Below are 25,022 nucleotides of genomic sequence, written 5' to 3'. Positions count from 1 at the left end.
TTGCCGTTTTTTGGCAAAACACGCTGACCTGCGGAAGCGTGCTCGTTCCTGGCCTGATACGGGCGACCCGGCGGTGCTGTTCGCGTCTTTTCGGCCAGGCGCATCCGACCGATCGGCCGATGTCCGCGGCCAGGCCGGCGATGATCATGGCCGGTATGCCGAAGCTCCGCCACCTCGCACCTGTAATCGCGGCCGTAGCTGCGGTCCCCCTCGCTCCAGCGGCGGCCGCCGCGGAAAACCTCGACTGGCAGCCCTGCGCGTCGATCGCGAAAGGCTGGGACGCGGACGACCACCGGACCGAATGCGCCATGGTGACCGTCCCGCTCGACTACGCCAATCCCGGCGGCCGGACCATCGACGTCGCCGTCAGCCGGATCCGCGCGACCGGCCACCGCACGGGTGCGATCGTGTTCAACCCCGGCGGTCCTGGCCAGTCCGGCATGGGGGTTCCGCTGAACATCGCCGAAAGCAAGGCCGCCGGACTGCTGGAACACCATGACCTGATCGGGTTCGATCCCCGCGGCGTCGACTACAGCGCGAACATCCCGTGCGCCGAGGACGACACCCAACCTGATCCGGGACTGTCCGAAAAGGACCGCGCACGCTTTCTCGCCGAACGCAGCGCCGCCGCGAACGCTGCCTGCTTCGCAAAGGACCCAGACCTGGTGAAGTCGTTCACCACACCGAACATCGCCCGCGACGTCGACCGCATCCGCGAAGCACTGGGCGAGGAGAGAATCGGCTATTACGGCGTTTCTTGGGGCACGGCGCTCGGCGCGGAGTACCGCACGCTCTTCGACAACCATGTCGACAAAATGCTGCTGGATTCCGTGATGCCACCGCAGTTGAGCGTCAAGACGATGGACGACGATATGGCAATGGCAGGCGAGAACACGTTCCGCGAGTTCGCCGCGTGGGTCGCGCGGTACGACTCCGTCTACCACTTCGGCGGGACAGAACCGCAGGTAGAGAAGGCTCTTCTCGACCTGCGGGCCGAACTGGCCGACCATCCGCGCCCCGGCTCCGGCGATTCGCCGATTAATGGCGACACGGTCAACCAGTACTTCGCCTACCCACGCCGCCAGTGGGTCGAGGCGGCTAGCCACCTAGCGGCAATTCGCGACGGCGGCACCCCGCAGACGCAACCTGCCACGGCGCACGGCTTCGGCTGGGACACCGAACGGACCGGCGGCAGCAGGTTCCAGCAGACAGCTTTGCTCTGCAACGAGTCACCCACCCCGCGCGACTTCGACACCGTCTGGCAAGACCACCTCGACCGGGTCAAAGCCAACTCGGTCGCCGGCAAATACGGCAGCTACGAGCAGAGGTGCGTCGGCTGGCCAGTGCCCGCGACGCAGTGGCAGTTCACCCCTGGCAAGAGTCCGCTGCAGCTGGTCGGCCACACCTACGAGCCGGTCACGCCCATCAAATGGGCCTTCGCCACTCAGCGGCGAATCGGCGGTTCCCTCATGACAGTCGAGGACGACGCCCATGGCTCGCTGTCGAGCCTTCCCTGCGCCACCGCGGCAGTTACGTTTTTCGACACCGGCCAGCCCACCACGCAGTCCTGCCCCGGCGAACCGATCCCGGCTCCACAGCCGTAACCAGCAACGCAAAGCCAGACCAACGACAACGCAAGCCCGCGGCGGGTCAGCCAGCCAATGCCGCCGCGGGCAATGCCACGGCGAGCACCCGCCGGGCCAACCAGCCGACCCCCAGGCCAGCAGAACCCCAGGTCAGGGGAATCTCAAAGCAGGAAGTGGAACAACGGACTCCCCGGCTCCACCCGCTCCACCTGCAGCGGGCTCTTCTCCAGCCGCGCCAGGAGCCCCGGGAGGTCCGCCCGCCGCGGGATCTCGACGCCGATCAGCGCCGGGCCGATCTCCCGGTTGTTGCGCTTCACGTACTCGAACCGCGTGATGTCGTCCTCCGGCCCGAGGATTTCGTCGAGGAACCGACGCAGCGCGCCAGGTTCCTGCGGGAAGCTGACGAGGAAGTAGTGCTTCAGCCCCTCGTGCATCAGCGAGCGTTCGAGGATTTCGCTGTACCGGCTGACGTCGTTGTTGCCGCCGGACACGATGCACACCACCGTCTGCCCCGGCTCGACCTGCACGCTGGTCCCGAGCGAGGCAGCCGCGAGCGCGCCCGCGGGCTCGGCGATGATGCCGTCCGATTGGTACATCGACAGCATTTCCGTGCACACCGCACCTTCGGCGACGGACGTCAGTTCCGCGCCGCTGTCCCGGATCAACGGGAACGTCACCTGGCCGGCCTCGCGCACCGCGGCACCGTCCACGAACGGGTCGACCGCGTCGATCCGCACCGGTTTGCCCGCTTCGAGTGCCGCCGCCATGCACATCGCGCCAGCCGGTTCGACGCCGACGACCCGGATGTCCGGGTGCCGCTCGCGGACCCACGTCGCGATCCCGGCCAGCAGACCACCGCCACCAACCGGCACCACCAGGACATCCGGCACGAAGCCGAGCTGCGAAACCACTTCAAGCGCGACAGTGCCTTGACCGGCGACAGTGCGTACGTCGTCGAAAGCTGGCACGAGCGTCGCCCCAGTGCGGTGGGCGTCTTCCTTAGCCGCGGCGAAGGCGTCTTCGTACGTTTCGCCGACAACGATGACCTCGATGTGCGCGCCGCCGAGAGCCGCGATGCGCTGACGCTTCTGCCGGGGCGTCGTGCCCGGCACGTACACACGACCGTTCGCCCCTAAGCGACGACACGCGTACGCGACGCCTTGTGCGTGGTTGCCCGCGCTCGCGCAGACGACACCGCGCTCCCGGGTCGAAGCGTCAAGCTGCACGATGAAGTTGTACGCGCCGCGGATCTTGTACGAGCGGACCGTCTGCTGGTCTTCGCGCTTAAGCCACACGCGCGCGTCTACGCGGGACGAGAGACGCGCGTTGGGCTCGAGGGGAGTGCGTGTGACCACGCCCGCGAGCCGTTCGGCGGCCTGCTCGACCAGTTCTGCGTTCACCGTATCGATATCGTGCACTCGGGTGAATGTACTTCGCACCCGGTGAACACGTCCGGGGCACTCACGTCACGGACCGCGCTCACGTCTTCGGCACCGCCGGATACGGGACGAAGGTGCTGGTGTTTTCGTCCACCGTGAGCGGTTTGCCGATCGCCGGAAACGCGCGCTGCGAACAGGCCGGCCGGTCGCACACTTTGCACCCCATCCCGATCGGCGTCGCCGCGGCGGGTTCGTCCAGGTCAAGCCCGGTCGAGTAGATGAGCCGCCCGGCGTGCCGCAGTTCACAGCCGAGGCCGACGGTGAACGTCTTGCCCGGACTGCCGTAGCCGCCGATGTTGCGCGACACCGTCCGCGCGACCCAGAAGTAGCGCTTGCCGTCCGGCAGCACCGCGATCTGCGTCAGGATCTTGCCCGGCGAGGTGAAAGCCTCGTAGATGTTCCACAGCGGACACGCGCCGCCGACGCGCGAGAAGTGGAAACCCGCCGCGGACTGCCGTTTCGACATGTTTCCGGCCCGGTCCACGCGCACGAACGAGAACGGCACCCCGCGCTGTTTTGGCCGCTGAAGAGTCGACAGCCGGTGGCACGTGGTCTCGAAACCGACGCCGAAGTGGTCGCAAAGCCGCTCGATGTCGTACCGGAACTCCTCGGCCGCGGCCAGGAACGGGCTGTAGGGCAGGATCAGCGCGCCGGCGAAGTAGTTCGCCAGGCCGACCCGCGCGAGCGTCCGCGCGGCCGGGCCGGAAAACGCCCACGAATCGGCGAGTTCGGTGATCAGGTCGTCGTATTCCAGCAGCGCGATCTGGGACGCCATCCGGAACGCCTGCTGCCCGACGCGCAGGCTCGGCGCCAGCCGCAGCACCCGCGTCGCGGGCTCGTACCGATGCTGTTCACCAGCGGATTCGTTGATGCCCTCGTTGGAAACCTCGACGCCGTAGCGCTGCCACAACCGTTCCTTGAGCGACCCCAGCACCGATCCGCGCCGCAACGGGATCTCGGCGGCCATCCGCTCCGCCCGTTCGTCCAGTTCGGCGACGTAGTTCTCCCGCTCGTAGAAGAAGTCGCGGACCTCCTCGTGCGGCAACGGCGCGGCGGCGCTTCCGTGCAGGCCGAGCCCGTTTTCCGTGGTCAACGCGGCGGTGCTTTCGACCGCGTTGCGGTAGCTGCGGTGCAGTTTGACCAGCGCTTGGGCGATGGACGGCAGGTTGCTGGCCAGGTCGTTCAGTTCGCTCGTGGTCGCTTCGACGCCCACGGCCTCGTCGAGCAGGGCTTCTTTTACATCGGCGACGAGCCGCGACGTGTCGTTGTTCGCGAAAAACTCCGTGTCGACCCCGAACGCCTGCGTGATCCGCAGCAGCACCGGCACGGTCAACGGGCGCGAGTTGTGCTCGATCTGATTGAGGTAACTGGGTGAGATCTCGAGCACACGGGCGAGATCCGCCTGGCTCATCGACCGGCTTTCGCGCAGATGCCGCAGCCGCGCCCCGGCGAAAGTTTTGTCCATGGGTGCTCCGTCCGGCCGGAAGGTTTCCGGGCCTGAACGATTACGTGAACGATCAAGCCCGCGAATTTTCGCTGTGGTTGCGAACGGTGGATTCGCAACCTTTGCAACATGCTAGGCAATCTTCGCAGAAATTGGCAAATTGGAGCGGTAGACCGGGTTTTCCCGCTCGTGTCAGGGTCGTGACCAGGCAAGGCGAGCAATCGCAAACTTCGCAACACGGGAGAGTCCGATGACCGAGCAGGCCAATCAGCTCGAGCAGGCGGCGGCCGAGCTGGCCGAGCAGTGGAAGACCGACCCCCGCTGGGCGGGTGTCCAGCGGACCTACTCCGCCGCCGACGTGGTGAAGCTTCGCGGTTCGGTCGTCGAAGAGCACACCCTCGCCCGCCGCGGCGCGGAGAAGCTGTGGGAGCTGCTGCACAGCGAGGACTACGTCCACGCGCTGGGCGCCCTCACCGGCAACCAGGCCGTGCAGCAGGTGCGCGCCGGCCTCAAGGCCATCTACCTGTCCGGCTGGCAGGTCGCCGCCGACGCCAACCTCGCCGGCCAGACCTACCCGGACCAGAGCCTCTACCCGGCCAACTCGGTCCCGGCCGTCGTCCGCCGCATCAACAACGCGCTGGGCCGCGCCGACCAGATCAACTGGGCCGAGGGCAACGGCGACATCGACTGGTTCGCCCCGATCGTCGCCGACGCGGAAGCGGGCTTCGGCGGTCCGCTGAACGCGTTCGAGCTGATGAAGGGCATGATCGCGGCCGGTGCCGCCGGCGTGCACTGGGAGGACCAGCTCGCGTCCGAGAAGAAGTGCGGCCACCTCGGCGGCAAGGTCCTCATCCCGACCAAGCAGCACGAGCGCACCCTGAACGCCGCCCGGCTGGCCGCTGACGTGCTGAACGTGCCGTCGCTGGTCGTCGCCCGCACCGACGCGCAGGCCGCGACCCTGCTGACCAGCGACGTCGACGAGCGCGACCGCAAGTACCTCACCGGCGGCCGCACCTCCGAGGGCTTCTACGAGGTCAACAACGGCATCGAGCCGTGCATCGACCGCGGCCTGGCCTACGCGCAGTACGCCGACCTGCTGTGGATGGAGACCTCCACGCCGGACCTCGAGGTCGCCCGCAAGTACGCCGAGGCGATCAAGGCGCAGTACCCGGACCAGATGCTGGCCTACAACTGCTCGCCGTCGTTCAACTGGAAGAAGCACCTCGACGACGACACCATCGCGCGCTTCCAGCGCGAACTCGGTGCCATGGGCTACAAGTTCCAGTTCATCACGCTGGCCGGCTTCCACGCGCTGAACTACTCGATGTTCGACCTGGCGCACGGCTACGCCCGCGAAGGCATGAGCGCCTACGTCGACCTGCAGGAGCGCGAGTTCGCTTCGGAGGAGCGCGGCTACACCGCGACGAAGCACCAGCGCGAGGTCGGCACCGGCTGGTTCGACCTGGTGTCCACCGCGCTGAACCCGGAGAGCTCGACCACCGCGCTCAAGGGTTCGACCGAAGAAGACCAGTTCCACTGACGCACCCCGCGGGCCGGCGATTCCGGTCGCCGGCCCGCCCCCTTCCTTTCCCCCTTCGCGGAGGTACGAGATGGCTGACACGTTGAACACCCGCATCGAGGTCACCGGGCCGACCGATGGCCGCTTCGCCGAGATCCTCACCCCGGCCGCACTGGACTTCGTAGCCAAGCTCGACAACACCTTCGCCGGACGCCGCCGCGAACTCCTCGACGAGCGCCGCCGCCGTCGCGAGCGGCTGCAGTCGGGGGAGGAGCAGCTGGACTTCCTGCCGCAGACGCGGTCGATCCGGTCGGACGAGAGCTGGCACATCGCCCCCGCCGCGCCGGGGCTCGAGGACCGGCGCGTCGAGATCACCGGCCCGACCGACCGGAAGATGACGGTCAACGCGCTCAACTCCGGCGCGAAGGTGTGGCTGGCGGACTTCGAGGACGCGACCTCGCCGACCTGGCACAACGTCGTCGACGGCCAGCTCAACCTGTTCGACGCCATCCGCCGCAACATCGACTTCACCACCGAGGCCGGCAAGCGCTACACGATCGGCGACGACCCGGCGACGATCGTCGCCCGCCCCCGCGGCTGGCACCTGGTCGAGAAGCACATCCGCATCGACGGCCGCCCGGTTTCGGCGAGCCTCGTGGACTTCGGCCTGTACTTCTTCCACAACGCCCGCCAGCTCCTGGCACGCGGCAGCGGCCCGTACTTCTACCTGCCGAAGCTGGAGAGCCACCAGGAAGCACGGCTGTGGAACGACGTGTTCCTCTTGGCGCAGCAGGAACTCGGCATCCCGCGTGGCACGATCCGCGCGACCGTGCTGATCGAGACGATCACCGCGGCCTTCGAGATGGACGAGATCCTCTACGAACTCCGCGAGCACGCGGCCGGCCTGAACGCCGGACGCTGGGACTACATCTTCAGCGTCATCAAGAACTTCTCCGCGCACGGTGCCGACTTCGTGCTGCCGGACCGTGCTCAGGTGACGATGACGGTCCCCTTCATACGCGCCTACACCGAACTGCTCGTCAGCACCTGCCACCGCCGCGGGGCGCACGCGATCGGCGGGATGGCGGCGTTCATCCCGAGCAAGGACCCGGCTACCAACGAAAACGCGCTGGAAAAGGTCCGCCAGGACAAGGAACGCGAGGCAGGCGACGGCTTCGACGGTTCGTGGGTCGCGCACCCCGGTCTGGTGCCCGTGTGCCGCGAGGTGTTCGACCGAGTGCTCGGCGGCTGGCCGAACCAACTCGGCAAGCTGCGCGAAGACGTGTCGGTCGACGCTTCGGACCTGCTCAACGTCGCGAGTGCCGGCGGCGAGGTGACCGAAGCGGGCGTGCGGGCGAACATCAACGTCGCCCTCCGCTACGTCGACTCCTGGCTGCGCGGCACGGGTGCCGCGGCGATCCACAACCTCATGGAAGACGCCGCGACGGCCGAAATCGCGCGGTGCCAGGTGTGGCAGTGGATCCGCAACGGCACGAAGCTCGAGGACGGCACGGCGCTGACCCACGAGCTGACCGTCGAGTTCCTGGACGATGAACTGGCGAAGGTCCGCGCGGACCTCGGCCCGTCGGCCCGCCTCGACGACGCTCGCGCGATCTTCACCGAGACCGCCCTCGGCGAGAAGCTGCCGAGCTTCCTCACGACTGTCGCCTACGCCCGCTACCTGACCGAGCGGTGACAGGCTCCGGTCGCCAGTGACCTGACCACCGGCGACCGGTCACCCCGCATCACGTTTTGGGATGGTGCCGGGGACGGGTCCGGTGGCGGAGGCTCCCCGCCACCGGGCCCGGGTCTTTCCGGACCCGCGCTTTTTCGCCGCTGTCTGGCGAGGGCGCGGGTCTCGGCTTTGCGGAGTCCGTTCTCTCGGTCGCTCCTGGGCTTCTTGATTTGGGAGCCGCTCCCGCCTGCTCGCTTGCCCTCCACCGCACTCGTCAGCCGGATGATCCCGCCCTCCTCGTCCTGCTGGACCGGCGACGAAGCGAGCCGCACTGAACGCTCCAGTCCCGGCCTCCCGCGGCCGAATCGCCGTCGCCGCTCAGTGGCGAATCCCAGGTCATCCCCGCTTTCCGGCCTTGACCACCGCGTCGGCAACCACCTCGACGCCCCGCCTCCCACCTGCCGAACGGGCCTTGCTTATTTGATTCGACATACATATATTGCACATGTAACTACCTGGGGGAGCGTCGCCGGCAAGGGTGCCGAGCAGCTTCCGATTCCCACTCGCACCCGGAGAAACCATGCACTGGCTCTACCTCGGCATCGCTGTGCTCTTCGAGATCGCCTTCGCGCTCGGAGCCAACGCCACGAACGGGTTCACGAAGCTGTGGCCGTCGGTGTTCACGCTGGTCATGGCGGCCGGCGGCATCTTCTTCCTCAGTCGCGCCCTGCTGACCCTGGACGTCGGCGTCGGCTACGCGATCTGGACCGGCCTCGGCTCGGTCGGCATCGTGCTGCTGGGCGCGCTGATCTTCAAGGAGAAGCTCGGCTGGCGCAAGCTCATCGGCTTCGGCCTGGTGATCTGCGGCATCATCGGACTCCAGCTGACCGGTGCCTGACTCCCGTTTTCCCTTTCCCGAAAGGATTTCCGCCGTGTCCGCTCAGTCCGGAGCAGCAGTCGTCACCGAGGAGAAGACGCAGGCCAGCCGCCGCGCGTGGGGCATCCTCCTCTTCGCCGGCGTCTGCGAAATCGCGTTCGCCGTCAGCACGGACGGCAGCCGAGGCTTCACCAACCTGCCCTGGTCAATCGCCACCGTGATCGCTGCTGCCGCAACGATTTTCACCCTCAGTCTCGCCCTGCGCACCATCGATGTCGGTGTCGGCTACGCCGTCTGGACCGGCATCGGCGCGAGCGGCGCCGCGATCTTCGGCGCGATCATTTTCGGCGAAAGCCTGGGACCGCTGCGGATTCTGTTCCTGGCCGTGATCATCGCCGGAGTCATCAGCCTGAAACTCACCGGCGGTTCAACCGATTCAGCGAAGTCTGACGACTAACCGCATTCAGCACGACGTCCCACGCGATCACGTCACGCCTACGCTGCATCGGGCCAGCAACGCTGTCTGCCGACGAACCTGGGGGCCAGCCGAATGCCCACAGCAACGGTCAACAACCACCCGATCTTCTTCGCCGACACCGGGGGCGACGGACCGGCCTTGCTGCTTGGGCACGGCTACTTCCTGGACCACTCAACCTTCGCACCGCGAGCCGAGGCGCTCGCCCCGGAATGGCACCCGATCACCTGGGACGCCCGCGGCTGCGGACAAACCCCAGAAGAGGCCCCGGGTTCGTCGTACACCTACTGGGATCAGGGCCAAGACGCACTCGGCCTGCTGGATCACCTAGGCATCGAGCCCCAATTGCATGCACGCACATGTGCTATACAAGAGGTCTCGGCTTCACTTTCTCGATGCCGGGCAAGCATTTGCCGGAGAGGTCGTTCGCGTGGCCACCACACCTTCCCCCGGACGGAAGTCCGCAGGGGCGAAACTCACCACCCTCGGCGCTATGTGGCCCCGCATGATGGCCCTTCGCAGCCGTGTCGACCACGAGGTCGAACAAGCCCTGCAGCGGCAGTTGCACCTGGGCTTCTCGGAATTCGTCGCCCTGATGTCGCTGGCCGACCGCGCCGACGGCGAACTCCGCATGCAGGAACTCGCGGACGCGACGTCGCTCAACCAGAGTTCCGCGACCCGCCTCGTCGGCCGGCTCGAACGGACCGGCCTCACCGAACGACGCCTCTGCGAATACGACCGCCGCGGCGTCTACACCGGAATCACCGACGCCGGACGCGCCACCCTGCGCAAAGCCGTCCCGGTCTACGAAGCCGCCTTGGCGAGCGCTTTCGACCGAGTCGCAGCAGACCCTGACTACCGCGACCTCATCGCGGCCGTCGACCCCCGCTGACGAGCTTCTGACCAGGCATTAGCCACTGAGCGGCGAATTGCTCTGACGAGCGTGGAGCTATACCTCGAAGGCGTTGCCAGTCGCGATCTTCGGTCGCCCCAATTCTACCGGCTCGCCGACCCGGGTGCGACGGTAAACCTCGACAGTCGCCTCCGCGATCCGTCCCCAATCGAAGTCAGCACCGAGCCTGGCCTGCGCCGCACGCGCACGCCGGGTCGCGGCCGGAACGTCGCTCAAAACGCTCGTCACGGACGAAGCAAGGCCAGCGACGTCACCCGGCGCGAAAGCCAGGCCGGTCTCGCCGTCGATCACAACCTCGCCAAGCCCACCCGCGGTCGACGCCACCAGCGGCGCTTTCGCGGCAGCAGCCTCCAAGGCGACGATGCCGAACGGCTCATACCGGCTTGGCAGCACGACCGCGTCGGCGGCGGCCAAAAGGGCGCGCAGGTCGCGGTCGGAGAGATGCCCGACGAAGTCCACCGCCCGCCGAATCCGCAGCTTGCGGGCTTGCGCGACGAGTTCGTCATGGTGTCGCCCTTTTCCGGCGACAACCACTCGCGTCCCCGGGAATTGGCGGCGGATCCGGGGCAACGCGGCTAGCAGGTCCTGGATGCCCTTCTCCCACTCCAACCGACCGAAGAACAGCAGGAACGGGGCACCGTCCGGGCTGTGCCGCTCCCGCATCTTCGCGACTTCGCTGGACGACACGCGCCAGCTGCGGCCCTCGATGCCGTTGTGGATCACCGCGACGTCGGCCGGGTCGATCTCGAAGAGGTGCGCGACCTCCTTGCGCATGGCCTGCGAACAGGTGATCACCGCGTCGGCCCGGTTGGCCAGCCACCACTCGACCGAATGCACCTGCTGGTTCAGCGGGTGAGACAGCCACCCCGAATGCCGGCCCGCTTCAGTCGCGTGGATCGTCCCGACGAGCGGCACCCGGGCGGCCTCGGCGACCGCGATCGCCGGATGAGTGACCAGCCAGTCGTGCGCATGGACAACCTCGGGCTGCCACGTGCGGAGCAAATCCTGCGCCGCCCGGATCATCGCGTGCCCCATGGCGAGCGTCCACGCGACGAGGTCCCGTTCGAAAGTCAGGTGCATCGGATCCTCGGCGACGCGGACGACCCGGACCCCCTCGATGACCCGATCGCTGCGTGGATGCGTCGACGCGTCAGTCCCCGCAGTGTGCCGGCAGAGGACGACGACGTCGTGGCCTTGCTGCGCGAGATGCCGCGCCAGCGCGTGAACGTGCCGGGCCAGCCCGCCGATGACCACCGGCGGGTACTCCCAGGACAGCATCAGCACGCGCATGGCCCGAGGTTACTCGCCAGTCGCTTACCCCGGGGCGGCCGCCCGAACGACCGCCGGAAAACCTCGTCGACACCAGGCGAAAAGTCGTCCAAGAAGCAAAGAAGCCGCTGGTCAGAGCGATTCGCCAAAAAACGGCAACAGCTTCAGCCTGCCCGGCCCGCAGACTCGCGACGACCACATCCGCGCTGCTCAGCACACAGTTCCACGCGGCCGCGACCGCCGGACCCACGCACGAATTCCTCCCACGATCACCTGCTGCGACGAACGACGTTCACTCGCCGCGACCAGCCCTGCTCCGACTGCTCCCACCGGCTGACCAGCTATTAGCCACTGAGCGGCGAACGGTCGCCGGCGCACTTTCCTCTCTGCCGGAGCAGACTCCACCGGTAACCAACGGCCGGACATCGACCGTCGACTCAGACATCTAGCGGGCCCGCACAGGAGCTTGTCCGAACGGCCGTCAAGCCATGCCGCGTTTCGCGATTCTCTGCCACCATGACGGGTGATGACTCCAACAGAGCCCGAATGGCAACGCGCGGACCCGCCGTTGACCACCCCGTGGACCGACCGAGTCGACCCGGCCGCGGTGCTGCCCGAGTACCCGCGTCCACAGTTTCGCCGACCGGAGTGGCTGAGCCTCAACGGCGTCTGGGAGTACGCAGGATGGCCGGCTTCGCCCGCCGGGCCGCGCCCCGTTGGGTATAGCGAACGCATCCTGGTCCCCTTTGCGCCGGAATCGGCGCTCTCCGGAATCGGCCGACGAGACGAAGTGCTGTGGTACCGGCGGCTGTTCGAGATCCCTGAAGGCTGGCGCGGGCGCCGGGTGTTGCTGCATTTCGGTGCAGTCGACCAGAAAGCCGAGGTGCGGGTCAACAACCAGTCGGTGGTCACCCATGAGGGCGGGTACACGTCGTTCTCCGCGGACATCACGGATGCGCTCCGTGTATCGGGCCCGCAGGAAATTGCCGTTCGCGCGGAAGACCGCACGGACATCGAGCCGCACCCGATCGGCAAGCAGCGCAACGAACCCGGCGGTATCTGCTACACGCCGACGTCGGGGATCTGGCAGACCGTGTGGGTCGAGCCGGTGCCGAATGAGCGTATTTCGTCCCTCGAAGTTACGTCGGACCTGTCTGGCGTTTCCGTGTTCCCGCAGGTCACCGGTGGCACCCAGGTAGAGCTGATCGTTTCGCCGCCAAACGGCGACGAGGCAGCGCGCGTTCGAGGCACCGCCGGTGCGCGGCTGCGGGCCAACCTCCCAGAACCGCATCCGTGGTCTCCGGACGATCCGTTCCTCTACGACATCACCGTCCGGCTTCTGGATGCGCACGGTGATGTACTGGACGAAGTAGCCAGCTATTGCGGGCTGCGAACGGTAGAAATCGTCCCGGATGTCGACGGACGGCCACGAATCGCTTTGAACGGCCGGATCACCTTTCTGCACGGACCACTCGACCAGGGCTACTGGCCGGACGGCGGTTACACCGCACCGACCGACGAGGCGCTCCGGTTCGACTTGGAGAAGACAAAAGAACTCGGGTTCAACCTGGTCCGCAAACACGTCAAAGTCGAGCCCGCGCGCTGGTATTACTGGGCGGATCGGCTGGGTTTGGCCGTTTGGCAGGACATGCCGTCACTGGTCGTGTCGTTCGCCGGGCCTCCCGGACACGCACCGGATCCGCTGCCCGAAGGCCGGCAGCGCTTCGAGGCCGAGTTGCGGGAACTGGTGGCGCAGCTGCGAAATGTCACGTCGATCGTCGCTTGGGTGCCGTTCAACGAAGGCTGGGGAGAATTCGACACGGCCCGGATCGCGGCCCTCGTGAAGGACCTCGACCCGACCCGGCTGGTGGTCGCGAACAGCGGCGTGAACTGCTGTTTCTCCCGTCCGGACACCGGTGCCGGCGACATTTACGACGACCACACGTACGTCGGGCCGGGGGAGCCGCACGAGGGGGACCATCGCGCATTGGCGGACGGCGAATACGGCGGCCTGGGCTTGATCCTCGAAGGCCATGTCTGGCCAGGTCCGCCCAACGCTTACGAAATGACGACCGACTCCGCGCACCTCACTCGCCGGTATGCGGAGGTGAGCGAACGCCTCGAAGGGTTGATTTCCGATCTGGGGTTGTCCGGCGCGATCTATACTCAGACCACTGATGTAGAGAACGAAGTGAACGGCCTCCTCACCTACGACCGTCGAGTGCAGAAGCTCGACTTCGTCGACGCCGCGAACCACAATCGGGCGGCGATTGCCCGCGGTTCGCATCCTGAGGTGAAGACCGCTGCCGAGCCATCTGGCGAAGCTCCGGACGGCCGTTGACCTGCGATTCGCCACCAAGCGGCAACGGAAGAAACGCAGCCCCGGTTAGGGGCTGCGGCCTGGGGGACAGACCAGGCCGTCTTGCGATTCGCCGCTCGCTGGCGACGAACTGGTCAACGGTGTTTCGAAGCTCGTGAGATGCGTCCGTCTGGGCGCACTGCTTCGGCGTTGCCGGTCGACGGCTACAGGATCAGGCGACCGGTGGTGTCGGAATTGCCGGCGATCGGCGACGTCCGTCGGAGACGGCTGGTGTCGATGGCTGACGTTGTCGTGCGCGGCGACGTGCTGCTCACGGTGACTCACGTGATCGGTCGACAGTCGCCGATGAGAGGCGACTGCACCGCGGACGAGCGGACGTGAGGAACGCGGGACCCTTTCGCCGTTGAACGGCAACGGCACAGGTCCGCGGCCTGCGCCGCCTCTTCGCGAACCCTGCTGGTTCGGCCTCAGCGGGCATTCGCCGAAAAATGGCGAATGCTCTCCGGCCGCTAATTGCGCAGGCCGGAGAGCCGAGCCGGAACTCAAGCGGGCAGCGCCGCCTCGATCGCAGCGACGATCGTCTCGTCTTCCGGCTCCGTGCGCGGACGGAAACGACCGAGCACTTCGCCGCTCGGGCTGATCAGGAACTTCTCGAAGTTCCACTGCACGTCGCCGGACTCGCCGTCCGCATCGGGAGTCTCCGTGATGCTGGCGTAGAGCGGGTGCCGGTCTTCGCCGTTGACGTCGATCTTCTCGAACAGCGGGAAAGACACTCCGTACGTGGTGGAGCAGAACGTCTGGATCTCCTCCGCCGTTCCGGGCTCCTGGCCGGCGAACTGGTTGCACGGGAACCCGACGACCGAGAAACCCTTGTCGCCGTAGCGTTCCTGCAGTCGTTCCAGACCGGTGTACTGCGGCGTCAAGCCGCACTTCGACGCCACGTTGACCACGAGCAGCGTCTTGCCCGCCAGCGGCCCGCCGAGAGTGGCGTCGTCACCGGACAGGGTCTTGAGGGGCAGGTCGCGGATTCCCATTGAGTTCCCTTCGATCGTCATGCGGGAGGACGGCGCAGGGCACGCGCGTCCAGATGTCCGAACGGGCCGTCGGCCCGGCGGTATTCCCCGGCCAGGGCGAGCCCGCGGGCGCGATCCCCATTACGGAGCAAGCCGGCGAGGGCATCGAATCGGTCAGTGTGCACGCGGGCGCGCCGGCGGGCGTAGTCGGCGGCAGAGTCCTTGGTGACCATGAATGCCCAGTCACTGGACAGCGCCATCATCGCTTCGGCGACAGCTTGGTCGGCGATGACGTCGCGAGTGGTCCCATCCTGCTTGTCGACCAAGTCAAGCAGCCGCGTCTGCAAGGACGCGTTGTCCTGCACCATGTCCGCGACCTGCTCGCCGTCCCAGACTCGCCAGTCCTTGCCCGAGCCCCATGAGGAAGCTGGCAGCTGGACCGGTTCTCCTAGGTGGCCGGCCTCTAGCGCGCCGCGCAGCGTGGTCACCCGGACGCCTGCTTCGGGCAGTGCGCGCAGGATTCCTTCGAGCCATGCGGGGCCTTCATGCCACCAGTGTCCGAAGAGCTCCGTGTCGTAGGCCGCAACCACCAGCGATTCGCGGCCGTGCTGCTCGCGAAGCGACCGCAGCCGTGCGACGACTGTTTCGACGAAATCCTTGACGTGCGAGCCTAGAACGTCCGCCGCGAGCGCGGGGTCATATGGAGCTTTGTCTTGCGGTTCAACGGTTTTCCCGGTTACGCGTGACGCTTTCAGCCCGACTTCGTGTGCCCAGGTGTGGAAATCCCGGTACGCCGCATGCCCTGGGTAGCCTGCTTTTGGCGACCAAACCCGGTACGTGACTTCGAGATCGCGGCCGAAACAAACGACATCGGAGTCGCCGACGGGATGCGCGGCCGAGGTGTCACCATGGAGTGAAGGGCCGTCGACAAGGAAGCGTCGCACGCCGGCATCGTGATAATCTTGTTCCATTCCCGGTGCATAACCACATTCAGGTGCCCAAATACCTTCTTGCGCGCGGCCAATGCGCAGCGCGGTGTCCTCCAGCCCGGCCTGGAGGGCGAACCGTCGCACCCTCTGGTCCAGCAGCGGCTGGAACGGATGCGCCAGCGGTCCGCCGAGCAGTTCGATCGTGTCACTGTCCACAAACGACCGCAGAATAGGAGAAAAACCATGCCGCCAGCGCGTTTCCAGCTCCTCGGTGGCGTGCATCGCGGCCTGGTGCTCGGCGGCGGCGAGGTCGCGCAGCAACGGATCGCCACCCCAAAGCGTCGACGCGTGCTGCGTGCGCAGTTGCCAGTGGCCGACCCAGTCGTGACAGGCGCGGATGGCGTACGGATCGTCAAGCTGCGCGGCGAGAACTGGTGTCATGCCAAGCGTCAGGACGTCGCGTCGCCCCTCAGCGGCGAAACGGCGCAGCAGGTCGACGACCGGCAAGTACGAGTGCGTCCACGCCTGGTACAGCCATTCCTCGCCGACCGGCCAGCTGCCGTGATGCGGCAGCCAAGGCAGGTGGCTATGCAGGACGAGGCAGAACGTGCCTTCGTGCGACGAATTCTGGGCGGTCACGGGCGCACCGCCACAGCCACCAGGTCGAGGCTCGCGTCTAGGTCGTTGTCGTGCAGAGCGAAGTCGTCGGCTCGGATCGCGGCGACGTCCGCGAGGAGGTCGCCGGGCCAGGTCGCCTGCCCGGGAAGCGAGCCCATTACGACGTCTAGTTGCGCGTCGATGATGGAGCCGCCATAGCGGGCTTCCGTTGTGCGCAGGGTTTCCGCGTGGTGCAGCCCGTTCAGCGCGGCGACCGAGAATCCGGCGGCACGCAGCAGGCCGTCCAATTCGGACGGTGCCAGTTCGCGCGTGTGGAACGGGTTGAGCGGGGTGTCGCTGTCCGGCGTGAACGTGAGCCGGTTCGGGGTCGTGACCAGTAGTTTCCCGCCTGGTCGCAGGACGCGGAAGCATTCGGCCAGGAAACTGGCCTGGTCCCACAGATGCTCGATCACCTGGAAGTTCGCCACCACGTCGACCGCGCCGTCCCGCAGCGGGAGGTATGCCAGGTTCGCCCGTGCGACGGCGACGTCCGGATACCGGCGCGCGACGTGCTCGGTGGTCGGTACGTCGTAGTCCAGCGCGAGTACTCGCCGGGCATGTTGGGCGATGAGCCCGGCACCGTAGCCCTCGCCGCAGCCGGCTTCGAGCACCGTCGCGTCGGTGCAGTGGGGGAGGAGGGCGAGGTAGGCGGCTTCATGGCGTCGGAACCAGTAATTCTCCTCGGGGATGCCGGGGACGGTCCGTTCGCCGGTGAGGTGCAGTGCCTCGGCCCGGGTGGCTGCGTTGGTCACCTGCGCGACCCTAGCGCCTGTCACGTTCCGCGCAGCCGTCTCGTTCCAGCCGTATGCAACGGACGATCACGCGCATTCTCCTCATCCTGCTCGGTCTGTACACCCTGGTGCAGGGGCTGTGGCCACTGCTCGACCCGATGGGGTTCTACCAGGACTTTCCCGGTTTCCGGCACGGCTGGGTCGCCATGGACGGGCCTTACAGCGAGCACTTCATCATCGATTTCGGCGGCCTCAGCCTGGCGCTCGGCGCGATGCTCGTCGGCGCTGCAGTGATGGGGACCACAGCTGTCGCGCGGATGGTGGCCGTCGCGGCGCTGCTGTTCGCCGTCCCGCACCTCATCTACCACGCGGGTCACCTCGGGCACTATCCGCAGCTCGACCAGGTGCTCATCATCGGCGGGCTCGCCCTGACTGTGCTGCTTCCGCTCGTGGTGCTTTTGGTCCCGGGACGGCGAATCGAGGTCAGTTCGACGGCGACACCGTGATGCTGAGCGCACCCGGGCCGACGTGCGCGCCGATCACAGTGCTCGCGTCGCCCACCACGATGTCGCCCGCGCCCGGCACTCGTTCCCGCAGCCGCCGGACGACTTCGCTTTCGTCGGAGCCGAATCGGGTCACCGCAAGGTCCACGGGCTGGTCGCCGGCGGCCTTCACAGCCAGGTCGACGAGCCGGTTCATCGCTCGTTTGGTGCCGGGGACGCGGGCGAGCGGGCTTACCTCGCCATTGCGGACAGTGAGCAGCGGCTTGATCGCGAAGGCACTTCCGAGCATCGACTGGGCGGCACCGATCCGTCCGGATCGCCGCAAGTATTCGAGAGTGTCGACGTAGATCAGTTCGGTCGAGTTGCGCACTCGCCGTTCCGCGGCGTCCAGGACCCGCTCGAGCTGGCCGCCGGCCCCGGCGACGCGGGCGGCGGACACCGCGGCGTAGCCGAGACTCATGCTGGCGGTCCCGCTGTCGAGGATGTGCACGGGAATCCGGACCTGCTGGGCGGCTTCGCGGGCGGCTTCGACGGTCTGCGAAAGCCGTCCGGAGATGTGCAGGCTCACGATGGCCGACGCGCCGGCGGACGCCGCGTCTTGGTAGGTCCAGAAAAACGCGCCCGGATCGGGCGGCGAAGTCGTGACGGCCGTGCCGGACTTCATGGTCTGGACGAGGTCGCCCCGGTCGAAGCGGTGCTCGTCGTCCGTCTGGTCGCCGACGTGCAGCTGGACCTGGACGACGCTGATTCGCCACTGGGCGGCGAGTTTCTCGGGCAGGCACGAGGTCGAGTCGGTGACTACGGCGATGTGCGCGGACATGGTGCCGGAGCGTAACCCCTAACGGCCTACTGCGAGTAAGTGACCGTTGCTCCGATCGGGCGAGCGGCGCGCTGGACGGGCTAACCGGTCAACTACTAGGACGATGGTCCCATTAGATTGCTCATCCAGGTGAATGCCGTCACCTCGAGGGGTCCGGTCGCGGAATTGGCCCTAATCTACCGCTCAGTAGAGCACTGTCCCGCGGCCGAGAGCCGGCCCCAACCGGGAGGTCGAAGAAGACCCATGACGAACATCGTTGTCCTGGTCAAGCAGGTACCGGACACCTACTCGGAGCGGAAGCTCTCCGGTTCCGACAACACCCTTGACCGCGAATCAGCCGACGCCGTGCTCGACGAGATCAACGAGAAGGCCGTCGAAGAGGCCCTCAAGATCAAGGAAGCCGGCGAGGGCGAGGTCACCGTGATCTCGGTCGGCCCGGACCGCGCCACCGACGCGATCCGCAAGGCGCTCTCCATGGGAGCCGACAAGGCCATCCACGTCTCCGACGAGGCGCTGCACGGCTCCGACGCGATCGCCACCGCGAAGGTCATCGCCGCCGCCGTCGGCAAGGTCGAGGGCTACGACCTGATCCTGGCCGGCAACGAGGCGTCCGACGGCCGCGGCGCCGCCGTGCCCGCGATCCTCGCCGAGCTGCTCGGCGTGCCGCAGCTGACCTACGTGCGTCAGCTGACCGTCGAGGGCTCCGCCGTGAAGGCCGACCGCGAGACCGAAGACGGCATCACCCACCTCGAGGCGAACCTGCCGGCGCTGGTGAGCGTGAGCGAGAAGATCAACGAGCCGCGCTACCCGTCGTTCAAGGGCATCATGGCCGCGAAGAAGAAGCCGGTCGAGACGCTGACCATCGCCGACCTCGGCATCGACGCGGGCGAGGTCGGTCTCGCCAACGCGTGGTCGACGGTCGTCGAGGCCTCGCCGAAGCCGCCGCGCACCGCGGGCGAGAAGGTCGAGGACGAGGGCGACGGCGGCTCGAAGGTCGCTGAGTACCTGGTCGCGCAGAAGCTCATCTGAGACACGGTTTCGAGGAGGATTCCGGAAAATGGCTGAAGTACTCGTCCTCGTCGACCACGTCGACGGTGATGTCAAGAAGGTCACGCTCGAGCTGCTGACCGCTGCGCGCGCTCTCGGCGAGCCCTCCGCCGTCGTGGTGGGCCCGACCGGCACCGCGGCGAAGGCCAAGGAAGCGCTCGCCGGCCACGGCGCGGCGAAGGTGTACGTCGCCGAGGGCGACGACGCGACCGGTTACCTGGTGACCCCGAAGGTCGACGTGCTGGCGAAGCTCGCCGAGCAGGTCTCGCCGGCCGCGGTGCTCGTCGCCGCCAGCGCCGAGGGCAAGGAGGTGGCCGCGCGGGTCGCGCTGCGGCTGGGCTCCGGTCTGCTCTACGACGCGGTCGGCATCAGCGCCGACGGCACGGTGGACCAGTCCATCTTCGGTGGCGCGTTCTCGGTGAAGGCCAAGGCCGCCAAGGGTGCGCCGGTCGTGTCGGTGCGTCCGGGCGCGGTCGAGGCGGAGGCCGCCGACGGCGCGGCTGCCGAGGAGACCGTCGAGATTCCGGCGCAGGACCCGGCGAAGGCCGCCAAGATCACCGGCATCGAGCCGGTCGTGGGCGGCGACCGTCCGGAGCTGACCGAGGCGTCGATCGTCGTGTCCGGTGGCCGCGGCGTCGGCTCGGCGGAGAAGTTCGACGTCGTCGAGAAGCTGGCCGACTCGCTCGGTGCGGCCGTCGGCGCGTCCCGTGCCGCTGTCGACTCCGGCTACTACCCGGCGCAGTTCCAGGTCGGCCAGACCGGCAAGACGGTGTCGCCGCAGCTGTACATCGCGCTCGGCATCTCCGGCGCGATCCAGCACCGCGCCGGCATGCAGACGTCGAAGACGATCATCGCGGTCAACAAGGACGCCGAGGCTCCGATCTTCGAGATCGCCGACTTCGGTGTGGTGGGCGACCTGTTCAACGTCGCGCCGCAGCTGACCGAGGCTGTCGACAAGCGCAAGGGCTGACGTTTCTTTCGCTCGGAAGGCCGTCGCGTGCTCGCCACGCGGCGGCCTTCCGCGTTCTCCGGAAGCCTTTCCTCCCGCCTGAGAGGAACCTGAGAACCGGCAATTAACTCAACGTGCACTGACCGGTCATCGATTGGCACTCTTCGCGGCCGCCTACCGGCAGGTACACCTTGACCATGACGTCGTCACAGCTCCTCGTCAGTACTGATCAGGCGGGTGCCGACCTTCCCGCTGGCGCGCCGCGGTATTCGCTTCTGGTCGCCAACGGGAACGATGAAGTGCTCGCCGCACAGAAGCTGCGATACCGGGTTTTCGCCGAGGAGATGGGGGCGGAACTGCATTCCCCGGAGCCCGGCCGGGATGTCGACTACTTCGACGAATTCTGCGACCACCTCGTGGTCCGCGACGACAACACCGGCGAGATCGTCGGCTGTTACCGCATGCTTCCGCCGGAACGCGCCGCGCAGGCCGGAAAGCTTTATTCGGACAGCGAATTCGACCTGACCACGCTCGCGGCCCTGCGGCCGTCCTTGGTCGAGACTGGACGGTCCTGCGTCCACCCTGATCACCGTAGCGGTGCCGTCGTGAGCCTGGTGTGGGCTGGGATCGCGCGCTACATGCTCCTTTCCGGGCACCGCTATCTCGCTGGTTGCGCTTCGGTCCCGCTGAACGACGGCGGGAGCTACGCCGCGGGTGTCTGGGATGTCCTGCGCACCAAGCACCACGCTGACGACTCGCTGCGCGTCTCACCGCTGAACCCGTGGGACCCAGCTGCGATCGCGCGTCCCGACCGGGCCTTGCTCCCGCCGCTGATCAAGGGCTACGTGCGGCTCGGTGCCAAGGTATGCGGCCCGCCGGCCCTCGACGCCGACTTCGGTGTCGCCGACTTCTTTGTCCTTCTCGATCTGCAGCAGGTCGACGAGCGGTACTTGAAGTTCTTTCTCGGAGCGCAAGGATGAGCCACGCCTGGATGCCGACGTCGCCATGCGGTGACGGCTGCTTGACTGAGGGCGCGCCGACGGTCGCCCTGCCGCGGAGGGTTTTGCGTTTCACCGCCGCGATTTCAGTGGTGTTCGCGGCGCTGCTGGTCGCGCCGGCCCTGCTGGTGATCCGTGGCCGGGTCCGGGAACGCTTGGTGCGCCGGATTTTCCGGGCCGTGCTGAGGGCGTTCGGCGTGCGCATGTCTGTTGTGGGCGGCGCGGACTTCCTCGCCGCCCCGGCCGGCCGCGGCGCGCTTGTGGTGAACAACCACATCTCCTGGCTGGACATCATCGCCATCAACGCCCTGCGCCCGATGCGCGCGCTCGCGAAGATCGAGATCGGTTCCTGGCCGATTCTAGGCACACTCGTGCGTCGAGGCGGCAGTATTTTCCTGGACCGTAATCGCTTGCGCACCTTGCCGGGCACCATGTCCGAACTGGCCGACAGCCTCCGCTCCGGTGCGCTCGTCAACGTCACCCCCGAGGGCACCACCTGGTGCGGCCTGGCCTCCGGCCGCTTCACGACGGCGACCTTCCAAGCCGCGATCGACGGCGGCGTCCCGGTCCGGCCGATCGCTTTGCGCTACCGCCTCGCCGACGGTCGCGAAACCAGCCAGCCGGCGTTCATCGGACCGGAGTCGCTCATCGCGTCCCTGCGCCGGGTCGCCGCGTTGCGCGGTCTGGTCCTGGAGGTGCACGTGTGCCCGGAGATCGCTCCCGGGCGCGCCGAAGACCGTCGTTCGCTGGCCGCTCTTGCTGAGGCCGCTGTGCACTCGGCCCTCGGCACGGTCCGCATCCCGCCGCAGCGCCGCCGGGTTCTGGTCGGGCGTCGGGCGGCCTCCCAACCGGTTGTGCACTGATGAACACGCTGGTCACGGGGCTGCGGAGAGGTGTTGCCGTTTTTTGGCGAAACCTCTCCGTCGCTCCCCGACCACCTGCAGGCTCTCCTGCGCCTGACCGACGTCTGCCCATTCGCCACTAAACGGCGACAGCCGCCCTGACGTGTCCTTCCACCGAGCGGCTAACGTCGCCGCCGAACGGCTACCGGCACCTGCTTGGGCGCACCTGGTCGCGCGCTCCTCGCCACCGATCGGCAACGGCCCCGTCGCCGAAGCTGCCGCAAAACGGCGAAACCGATCTAGCCATCCGAGCTGCACCGCCGTCGAGTCTAGTCGGCGACCATGGTCAGGAAACGGCGATCGTCAGCTTCCCGCCGGGGTGCCCGTTCTGGCTCTCCTCGTGTGCAGCTGCCGCTTCCGCCAGGGGGAAGGCTTTCCCCTGTGCAATCCGCAGTCCATTGTGTACATAGCCGAGGATCTCGTTTAGCACGTCCTGCGTCTGTCCATCCTTGCCACCAGACGAGAAAGGCAACCCAAGCTGGAACGCCGCACCGTCGGCAATGGTCACGATGCGATCCTTCGATCCTCGCAGTTCGACTGATTCCGGCAAAACGCCGTGCCCAGACGCGTCGAACACCGCGTCAACCGGTCGGTCCGCCGCTTCACGAACCCGCTCCAGCCATCCGTCGCCGTAACGTACCGGAATCGCGCCCAACGACTTCACCTCATCGAGACTGTGCTGTCCGGCCGTTCCGATCACTGTCGCGCCTAACGCGACTGCGATCTGTGTCGCGAACCGGCCGACTGCGCCACTCGCTCCATGGATGACCAAAACCTCGCCAGCCTTGACGTCGAGCAGACGCAACACGCGCAACGCGGTTTCGCCAGCAACCGGCAACGCCGCCGCGTCGGCCCAGGACAGGTCGGCAGGCTTGCGAACGATTGTTCCGCCGAGAGCGAACTCCGCGTACCCGCCGGTCGCCGACCAGCCGAACACCTCGTCGCCGACGCCGAATTCGGCACCGTCGCCCACGGCGTCGACTACTCCCGCGATCTCCAGTCCCGGGATCTGGGGACTTTCCAGCGCCGCACCGCCGGCCATCGCCCCCGAGCGAATCTTCCAGTCGATCGGGTTAATCCCCGCGCTCCGGACGGCGACGCGGACCTGTCCCGGACCAGGCTCCGGTGCCGGAACCCCCTCCAGTCGCAGTACTTCGGGCCCGCCATATTCGGCGAAAGTGATGGCTCGCATTTCGGTTCGCACGCTCCTTCAGTCCGCAGTGCCACGCCGTACGTCCTACTTAAAGCCAACCAGCGTCCAGCGCATTCCGAGCCGCACGCTCCGTTCGCCAGTCAACGGCAACACTCGCACCCCTGTCTCGCTCGATCACCCCTGACGACACAGACAGTGCCCACGAATAGCCACAAGAAGGTTGATTTCACCGACCCGATTACCCGGCGTTATCACCCCTCGTTCGTCCCGGACGTGACACCCGCACGCCCGATCTTGAGGTGCACAACGTCATCGTGAGACCGCGATTCCACTCCGCTGCTGCCCCCGAAATCGACTTGACCTCCATAGCGCTGGAGGTTGCAGGCTCACGATCATGAGCCAGACCGTCGAAGCGCAGCCCCGAAAGAGCGTCCTCTGGAGCCGCGAACACCGCCTGGTCACCTTCGGCCTGCTGCTTGTGGTCACGCTGGTGGCCTTTGAAAACATGGGCGTCGCCACCGCGATGCCGACGCTGGTCGCCGAACTGCACGGTTTGGCGCTCTACTCTTGGCCGTTCACGACCTTCTTGGTGGCCAGCGTCGTCGCCACAGTCTTGTCCGGACGACTGGGCGACCGCCGAGGCCCAGCACCCGCACTTCTGCTCGGGCCAGCACTGTTCGCCGCGGGACTAGCCGTCGCCGGTGTCGCCACCACGATGCCAATGCTCCTGATCGGCCGCGCGCTGCAGGGCTTCGGTTCAGGGTTTCTCCTGGTCTCCGTCTCGCTGCTGATCGCCCTGACGTTCACCGATCGTGAACGCCCCGTCATCTATGCGGCCAACGCGGCCGCTTGGGTCCTCCCGGCAGTCATCGGTCCCTCCGTTGCCGGTTTGGTGACCGTGACCGTCGGCTGGCGCTGGGTCTTCCTCGGCCTGCTCCCGCTGGTCGGTATCGGAGTTTTTCTTCTCTCCAAGATCACACGCCGCTTGCCCGCACACGTGCCGCTGCCAGCCGGACGTCGTGCCGGTGTTGTTGCCGCAGTGGTCGCTGCGCTCGGAGTTGCCGCTCTCAGCTGGGCTGCGCAACACCCGTCACCCGCCGCGATCGCGTACGGAGCCTTGGGCCTCGTGGCGTTAGCCGTCGCACTACGCAAGCTCCTGCCGACCGGAACCATGACCTCTCGGCCCGGATTGCCCACGGTGGTTGCCTCCCGCGCCCTGGTCGCGGGCGCATATGCGGGTATGGAGGCGTATCTCCCGCTGACCATGACCGCCGTCCACGGCTACAGCCCCGCGCTCGCCGGCCTGCCGCTGACCATCACCGCGCTTGGCTGGTCAGCCGCTTCAGCTCTCCAAGGCAGGTTCCTCGATTGGTCCCGCGAAGCATCGCTACGCACCGGATTCGTGCTCGTCGCGGTCGGCCTGGTCGGCTTCGGTTTCGTCGCCCAACCGTGGTTCCCCGCCTGGGTGGCCTTCGCTGTCTGTGCGGTCGGCGGCGCGGGGATGGGAATCGCGATGCCCGCCATCTCGGTCCTCCTGCTGCGCTACTCGCCGGAGGGGGAGCGCGGGTTCAACACGTCCGCAATGCAGCTCGCCGACTGGGTCGGATCAGCGCTGCTCATCGGCCTCGGCGGGGTGCTCCTGGCCGCCGTCGCGTCCGCCGCCCAGCCTTCCGCCGCGATGGGACTCCTCAGCGTCGCCCTCGTCCTGCTCGCGCTGCTCGGCGTCCGGCTCACGAGCAGGTGGCCGAAACAGGTGTGACGTGCCACTCCGCGGCCCGGGGCGAGCTTCGTCACAGGCCGCAT

Annotated in this window: 21 protein-coding genes; 13 read left to right on the top strand and 8 right to left on the bottom strand. The window is 67.3% G+C overall.

The genetic code is table 11. The features are described from left to right. Positions 1–155: 155 nt before the first annotated feature. Positions 156–1,604, top strand: a complete 1,449-nt coding sequence (locus ACFSVL_RS34325) for an alpha/beta fold hydrolase (RefSeq protein WP_378310261.1) — start codon at positions 156–158, stop codon at positions 1,602–1,604. Between the two features lie 143 nt (positions 1,605–1,747). On the opposite strand, the gene ilvA is transcribed toward ACFSVL_RS34325, so the two are convergent. Then, positions 1,748–3,004, bottom strand: a complete 1,257-nt coding sequence (ilvA, locus tag ACFSVL_RS34320; protein WP_378310259.1) for a threonine ammonia-lyase IlvA — start codon at positions 3,002–3,004, stop codon at positions 1,748–1,750. A gap of 61 nt (positions 3,005–3,065) precedes the next feature. Next, positions 3,066–4,490 carry a short-chain fatty acyl-CoA regulator family protein gene (locus ACFSVL_RS34315; protein ID WP_378310257.1) on the bottom strand — a complete coding sequence of 475 codons (1,425 nt, stop codon included), beginning with the start codon at positions 4,488–4,490 and terminating at the stop codon, positions 3,066–3,068. Between the two features lie 229 nt (positions 4,491–4,719). Between ACFSVL_RS34315 and aceA the strand changes: the two genes are divergently transcribed. The 5 genes from aceA (at position 4,720) to ACFSVL_RS34290 (ending at position 9,907) form a co-directional block, all read left to right on the top strand. Continuing rightward, positions 4,720–6,009 (top strand): isocitrate lyase, encoded by a 1,290-nt coding sequence (gene aceA / locus ACFSVL_RS34310; RefSeq protein ID WP_116198817.1) that lies wholly within the window; start codon positions 4,720–4,722, stop codon positions 6,007–6,009. Between the two features lie 70 nt (positions 6,010–6,079). After that, positions 6,080–7,684 (top strand): malate synthase A, encoded by a 1,605-nt coding sequence (gene aceB, locus ACFSVL_RS34305; RefSeq protein WP_378310255.1) that lies wholly within the window; start codon positions 6,080–6,082, stop codon positions 7,682–7,684. A 559-nt stretch (positions 7,685–8,243) separates the two neighbouring features. Next, on the top strand, positions 8,244–8,561 hold the full coding sequence (locus ACFSVL_RS34300; protein ID WP_378310253.1) for a DMT family transporter: 318 nt from the start codon (positions 8,244–8,246) through the stop codon (positions 8,559–8,561). A 34-nt stretch (positions 8,562–8,595) separates the two neighbouring features. Continuing rightward, the gene (locus ACFSVL_RS34295) at positions 8,596–8,997 is read left to right on the top strand and encodes a DMT family transporter (protein ID WP_378310251.1); all 402 of its coding nucleotides are present in this window, start codon (positions 8,596–8,598) and stop codon (positions 8,995–8,997) included. Between the two features lie 511 nt (positions 8,998–9,508). Next, positions 9,509–9,907 (top strand): MarR family winged helix-turn-helix transcriptional regulator, encoded by a 399-nt coding sequence (locus ACFSVL_RS34290; RefSeq protein ID WP_378310249.1) that lies wholly within the window; start codon positions 9,509–9,511, stop codon positions 9,905–9,907. A gap of 57 nt (positions 9,908–9,964) precedes the next feature. On the opposite strand, the gene ACFSVL_RS34285 is transcribed toward ACFSVL_RS34290, so the two are convergent. Then, the gene (locus ACFSVL_RS34285; RefSeq protein ID WP_378310247.1) at positions 9,965–11,218 is read right to left on the bottom strand and encodes a glycosyltransferase family 4 protein; all 1,254 of its coding nucleotides are present in this window, start codon (positions 11,216–11,218) and stop codon (positions 9,965–9,967) included. A 505-nt stretch (positions 11,219–11,723) separates the two neighbouring features. On the opposite strand from ACFSVL_RS34285, the gene ACFSVL_RS34280 reads away from it, so the two are divergent. After that, positions 11,724–13,538, top strand: coding sequence for a glycoside hydrolase family 2 protein (locus tag ACFSVL_RS34280; RefSeq protein ID WP_378310245.1), 1,815 nt, complete (start codon positions 11,724–11,726; stop codon positions 13,536–13,538). A gap of 521 nt (positions 13,539–14,059) precedes the next feature. On the opposite strand, the gene ACFSVL_RS34275 is transcribed toward ACFSVL_RS34280, so the two are convergent. The 3 genes from ACFSVL_RS34275 to ACFSVL_RS34265 are packed head-to-tail and all read right to left on the bottom strand — an operon-like array spanning position 14,060 to position 16,868. Further along, the gene (locus tag ACFSVL_RS34275; protein ID WP_378310243.1) at positions 14,060–14,551 is read right to left on the bottom strand and encodes a glutathione peroxidase; all 492 of its coding nucleotides are present in this window, start codon (positions 14,549–14,551) and stop codon (positions 14,060–14,062) included. A gap of 17 nt (positions 14,552–14,568) precedes the next feature. Beyond that, positions 14,569–16,098 carry a 1,4-alpha-glucan branching protein domain-containing protein gene (locus ACFSVL_RS34270; protein WP_378310241.1) on the bottom strand — a complete coding sequence of 510 codons (1,530 nt, stop codon included), beginning with the start codon at positions 16,096–16,098 and terminating at the stop codon, positions 14,569–14,571. Next, positions 16,095–16,868 carry a class I SAM-dependent methyltransferase gene (locus ACFSVL_RS34265; RefSeq protein ID WP_378310239.1) on the bottom strand — a complete coding sequence of 258 codons (774 nt, stop codon included), beginning with the start codon at positions 16,866–16,868 and terminating at the stop codon, positions 16,095–16,097. Before ACFSVL_RS34265 ends, ACFSVL_RS34270 begins: the two co-directional genes overlap by 4 nt. Before the next feature lie 53 nt (positions 16,869–16,921). Between ACFSVL_RS34265 and ACFSVL_RS34260 the strand changes: the two genes are divergently transcribed. After that, positions 16,922–17,353, top strand: coding sequence for a hypothetical protein (locus ACFSVL_RS34260; protein ID WP_378310238.1), 432 nt, complete (start codon positions 16,922–16,924; stop codon positions 17,351–17,353). Here ACFSVL_RS34260 and ACFSVL_RS34255 read toward each other — a convergent pair. After that, positions 17,331–18,170, bottom strand: a complete 840-nt coding sequence (locus tag ACFSVL_RS34255; RefSeq protein ID WP_378310236.1) for a DegV family protein — start codon at positions 18,168–18,170, stop codon at positions 17,331–17,333. The two genes, ACFSVL_RS34260 and ACFSVL_RS34255, sit on opposite strands and share 23 nt — an antisense overlap. 243 nt (positions 18,171–18,413) lie before the next feature. On the opposite strand from ACFSVL_RS34255, the gene ACFSVL_RS34250 reads away from it, so the two are divergent. The 4 genes from ACFSVL_RS34250 (at position 18,414) to ACFSVL_RS34235 (ending at position 22,027) form a co-directional block, all read left to right on the top strand. Next, positions 18,414–19,199, top strand: a complete 786-nt coding sequence (locus tag ACFSVL_RS34250; RefSeq protein WP_378310234.1) for an electron transfer flavoprotein subunit beta/FixA family protein — start codon at positions 18,414–18,416, stop codon at positions 19,197–19,199. Positions 19,200–19,227: 28 nt separating this feature from the next. Continuing rightward, positions 19,228–20,187 (top strand): electron transfer flavoprotein subunit alpha/FixB family protein, encoded by a 960-nt coding sequence (locus ACFSVL_RS34245; protein WP_378310233.1) that lies wholly within the window; start codon positions 19,228–19,230, stop codon positions 20,185–20,187. Between the two features lie 176 nt (positions 20,188–20,363). Then, on the top strand, positions 20,364–21,146 hold the full coding sequence (locus ACFSVL_RS34240) for a GNAT family N-acetyltransferase (RefSeq protein ID WP_378310232.1): 783 nt from the start codon (positions 20,364–20,366) through the stop codon (positions 21,144–21,146). Further along, a complete protein-coding gene (locus ACFSVL_RS34235; RefSeq protein ID WP_378310230.1) occupies positions 21,143–22,027 on the top strand; it encodes a lysophospholipid acyltransferase family protein in 885 nt (294 codons plus the stop codon). The genes ACFSVL_RS34240 and ACFSVL_RS34235 overlap by 4 nt, the downstream gene beginning before the upstream one ends. A gap of 325 nt (positions 22,028–22,352) precedes the next feature. Here the strand turns inward: ACFSVL_RS34235 and ACFSVL_RS34230 are convergent, their stop codons facing one another. Then, positions 22,353–23,258, bottom strand: coding sequence for an NADP-dependent oxidoreductase (locus ACFSVL_RS34230; RefSeq protein WP_378310228.1), 906 nt, complete (start codon positions 23,256–23,258; stop codon positions 22,353–22,355). Between the two features lie 355 nt (positions 23,259–23,613). Between ACFSVL_RS34230 and ACFSVL_RS34225 the strand changes: the two genes are divergently transcribed. Further along, complete coding sequence (locus ACFSVL_RS34225; protein ID WP_378310226.1) at positions 23,614–24,978, top strand: MFS transporter; 1,365 nt, start codon at positions 23,614–23,616, stop codon at positions 24,976–24,978. Positions 24,979–25,022 lie beyond the last annotated feature (44 nt).

It is taken from the genome of Amycolatopsis silviterrae (genome assembly GCF_042684085.1).
Taxonomy (GTDB): Bacteria; Actinomycetota; Actinomycetes; order Mycobacteriales; family Pseudonocardiaceae; genus Amycolatopsis; species Amycolatopsis silviterrae.
This window is presented reverse-complemented; position numbering and strand designations above follow the sequence as displayed.

Coding starts and splice junctions, on each gene's coding strand:
- ACFSVL_RS34315 (WP_378310257.1), bottom strand. CDS start 4,490: ATGGACAAAACTTTCGCCGGGGCGCGGCTGCGGCATCTGCGCGAAAGC.
- ACFSVL_RS34260 (WP_378310238.1), top strand. CDS start 16,922: ATGCAACGGACGATCACGCGCATTCTCCTCATCCTGCTCGGTCTGTAC.
- ACFSVL_RS34230 (WP_378310228.1), bottom strand. CDS start 23,258: ATGCGAGCCATCACTTTCGCCGAATATGGCGGGCCCGAAGTACTGCGA.
- ACFSVL_RS34235 (WP_378310230.1), top strand. CDS start 21,143: ATGAGCCACGCCTGGATGCCGACGTCGCCATGCGGTGACGGCTGCTTG.
- aceA (WP_116198817.1), top strand. CDS start 4,720: ATGACCGAGCAGGCCAATCAGCTCGAGCAGGCGGCGGCCGAGCTGGCC.
- ACFSVL_RS34275 (WP_378310243.1), bottom strand. CDS start 14,551: ATGGGAATCCGCGACCTGCCCCTCAAGACCCTGTCCGGTGACGACGCC.
- ACFSVL_RS34240 (WP_378310232.1), top strand. CDS start 20,364: ATGACGTCGTCACAGCTCCTCGTCAGTACTGATCAGGCGGGTGCCGAC.
- ACFSVL_RS34285 (WP_378310247.1), bottom strand. CDS start 11,218: ATGCGCGTGCTGATGCTGTCCTGGGAGTACCCGCCGGTGGTCATCGGC.
- ACFSVL_RS34255 (WP_378310236.1), bottom strand. CDS start 18,170: ATGTCCGCGCACATCGCCGTAGTCACCGACTCGACCTCGTGCCTGCCC.
- ACFSVL_RS34280 (WP_378310245.1), top strand. CDS start 11,724: ATGACTCCAACAGAGCCCGAATGGCAACGCGCGGACCCGCCGTTGACC.
- ACFSVL_RS34290 (WP_378310249.1), top strand. CDS start 9,509: ATGTGGCCCCGCATGATGGCCCTTCGCAGCCGTGTCGACCACGAGGTC.
- ACFSVL_RS34325 (WP_378310261.1), top strand. CDS start 156: ATGCCGAAGCTCCGCCACCTCGCACCTGTAATCGCGGCCGTAGCTGCG.
- aceB (WP_378310255.1), top strand. CDS start 6,080: ATGGCTGACACGTTGAACACCCGCATCGAGGTCACCGGGCCGACCGAT.
- ACFSVL_RS34245 (WP_378310233.1), top strand. CDS start 19,228: ATGGCTGAAGTACTCGTCCTCGTCGACCACGTCGACGGTGATGTCAAG.
- ACFSVL_RS34300 (WP_378310253.1), top strand. CDS start 8,244: ATGCACTGGCTCTACCTCGGCATCGCTGTGCTCTTCGAGATCGCCTTC.
- ACFSVL_RS34225 (WP_378310226.1), top strand. CDS start 23,614: ATGAGCCAGACCGTCGAAGCGCAGCCCCGAAAGAGCGTCCTCTGGAGC.
- ACFSVL_RS34250 (WP_378310234.1), top strand. CDS start 18,414: ATGACGAACATCGTTGTCCTGGTCAAGCAGGTACCGGACACCTACTCG.